The following is a 2,750-nucleotide window of genomic DNA, read 5'->3' on the forward strand; positions in this document are numbered from 1 at the left end:
GACCGCCAGGCGCTGCAGGTCGAGGCCGACGCGGCGCGCCAGAGTCTCGTCGTGGGTGGCGATGAGGATGCAGGCGCCCTGCTCCTGCGCCCGCTCCACCAGCAGCTGCATGACCCGCTCGGCGTTGAGCGGGTCGAGCGAGGCGGTGGGTTCGTCGGCCAGCACCAGGGCCGGGCCATGGGCCAGGGCGCGGGCGATGCTGACGCGCTGGCGCTGGCCCACCGACAGCGCGGCCGGCAGTTTGTCGAGCTGGTCGGCGATTTCCAGGCGCTCGGCCAGGCGCTGCACCGTGGCATCGTCGGGCAGGCCGAGCAAGGCCCGCGACAGGCCGATATTGCTGCGCACGTCGAGAAAGCCGAGCAGCCCGCCGGTCTGCAGCACGTAGCCCATCAGCCGGCTGCGCAGCTCGGCCAGCTGATCCTGGCGGTCGTGGCGCCAGAGCCCGGCGATGTCGGTGCTGCGCCCGTCGCGGGTGAATTCCAGGGTGCCGCCCGGATCCGGGCTGAGCACCAGGGCCAGCAGGTCGAGCAAGGTGCTCTTGCCGCTGCCGCTGGGCCCGACCAGGGCCAGGCGCTGGCCAGGGCGCAGGTCCAGGCGCGGCACCTGCAGGCGGTAGCCCGGGCGGCTCTTGCCGATGTCGCGCAGGCGCAGCATCAGGGCAGCGTCGCCAGCGGCACGCGGTACAGCGCGTCGCCCGGTTGCGCATCGCCGAAGCGTACCCAGTGGGCGATGTCGTTATGGAAGGTCTCGTACAGGCGGATCTTCGACTCCAGCTCGTCGATGTAGTCCTGCTGTTCGGCGACGCTGAGCGACAGCCACAGCTCCTGGGTCATGTTCAGCGACTTGCTGCGGTACGGCAGCCCTTCCAGGTACTCGCCGAGGATGCCGGACTCGGCCAGGTTGCGGCCCTGGCTCAGGCCGCTGGGGTCGCGACTCATGTAGGCGCTGGCGCTGGCGATCTCCTGGAAGAAATCCTTGGGCGAGGACTGGGTGCGCCGCGCCGCGTCGACGATCAGCTTGAGCGACTGCTGCAGGTCGTTGAGCTGCAGCTTGGTCAGCAGCACGCAGACCTGGAAGGCCGGCAGCGAGGGGTTGGTCAGGTCGTGGTCGGCGGTCCAGGCGGTGACCAGCTGCGGTGCCTGGGCGGCGGCGCGGCGGCCGAGAAAATCCATCTGCATGGCGTAGCCGATGGCCGAGGTCTTCGCCGCAATGCTGCGGATCGATTGATGCTGATTCGGCGCCTGCACCTGGTTGTTCGCCACCTTGTTCACCAGTTCGGCGAAGATCAGTCCGATTTCCTTCACAGTCTGCCCGAACTTCTCCACCGCGCCATCGGCCACCGGGATGTACAGGTCGCCGATCTGCGGGTTGGCGTCGGCGGTCAGGCTGCGGTATTGCTGCTCGGCGAAGCCGTGGTTGTCGCGGCCGACCGGAGTGCGCAGGTGCAGGGCGTAGACCTTGATCTGCTTGCGCAACGCCGCCTCGCGCACCTCGGCCTCGTTCATCTGGGTGCGGCTCAGTGGGTCGTTCTTGCGCAGCGCGCCGGCATCGGTGACCAGCAGGATCAGCCGGCCGCTGTAGGGCGTCCAGTCCATGCCCTCGACCGCCTCCATCACCCCGGCGAAGGCGTCCTCGTTGAAGGCATGGCTGGAGACGTTGGTGGCGCGTACCTGGCGCGCCAGTTCGGCGAAGCGCTGCGGATCGCTGCCCTCCTCCAGGCTCACCAGGGTGCGGCTGACGTATTCCAGCCCCGGGGTCTTGTCGACGTTGCTGCGAAAACCCACCAGGCCGAAGCTGACGCTGTCCAGGTCGCCGCGGCTGGCGATCTGCCGGTGCAGTTCGTCGACCACCTGCGCCACCCGGTCGATATAGGGCTGCATCGACACCGAGGTGTCGACCACCAGGACGATGCCGGTGCGGAACTTGTCGTGCTGGATGCGCGGACTGCCATCGCCGACCACCCGTTCGGCGTCGCCCGGATCGATCGACGCCACGTTCAGCAGCTGCACCGGCGCGCCGTTGCCGTCGAAGGTCTCGTGCGACTCGAAGATCGGCAGCAGGTAGAACTGCTCCTGCGGGATGGCGCTGGCCGCCGGCTCCAGGGCGACGATCTGCAGCGCCACGCGCTCTTCGAACTGCGCCTGGTGCAGCGCCGTGCGCGCCTGCGCCGGATCGGCCAGGTACTGTTCCACCGCGCTGCGGCTGTCGAGAAACATCACCGGCGAGCGCCCGGAACGCTCGGTGAACTTCAGCACCAGGCTCTGCTTCCAGTCGCTGACGTCGGCGGCCGCCAGCCAGCCCTCGCGCGTGCCGTCGCTGGAGGCGCCGACCTCCAGCCAGGTCTGCCCGCCGTGCTCCTGGCGACGGTAGACGTAGAGCACCGAGAAGGCCGGCAGCTCGCTGCCCTGCCCCGCCTCGCCGGGCTGGCTGGCCAGACGCGCCTCGGGTTTGCTCAGCACGCGCTGGAACAGGCTCTTCTTGCCCGGCATCAGCAAGGGACGCTCGCCGCCGTCGCTGGCCAGCGCGCCCGGCGTGCCGTCGTTCGCCACCGGCGGCTTCGTCTTCTCAGGCGGCGGATCGCTCTGCGCCTGCTCCTGTGGCGGCTTGGGCGAACCACTGAACAACCAGTAACCGCCGCCGGCCAGCACCAGCAGGCCGACCAGGGCCAGCGCGACTATGGCCAGCATGGGGCTGCGCGAAGGTTCGGGCGGCGGGCTCGGTTTCGTCGGCGGCACGCGGGTGGGACGCTC

Annotated in this window: 2 protein-coding genes; both read right to left on the minus strand. The window is 69.7% G+C overall.

The window, feature by feature from the left end; all coding sequences use genetic code 11:
• On the minus strand, positions 1 to 654 hold a 654-nt coding region (locus N878_RS16980), incomplete at its 3' end, for an ABC transporter ATP-binding protein (RefSeq protein WP_021444797.1).
• The coding region (locus tag N878_RS29035) for a vWA domain-containing protein (RefSeq protein ID WP_031303343.1) at positions 654 to 2,750 on the minus strand (2,097 nt) is incomplete at its 5' end. The genes N878_RS16980 and N878_RS29035, both read right to left, overlap by 1 nt.

This window comes from Pseudomonas sp. EGD-AK9 (assembly GCF_000465935.2).
Classification (GTDB): domain Bacteria; phylum Pseudomonadota; class Gammaproteobacteria; order Pseudomonadales; family Pseudomonadaceae; genus Aquipseudomonas.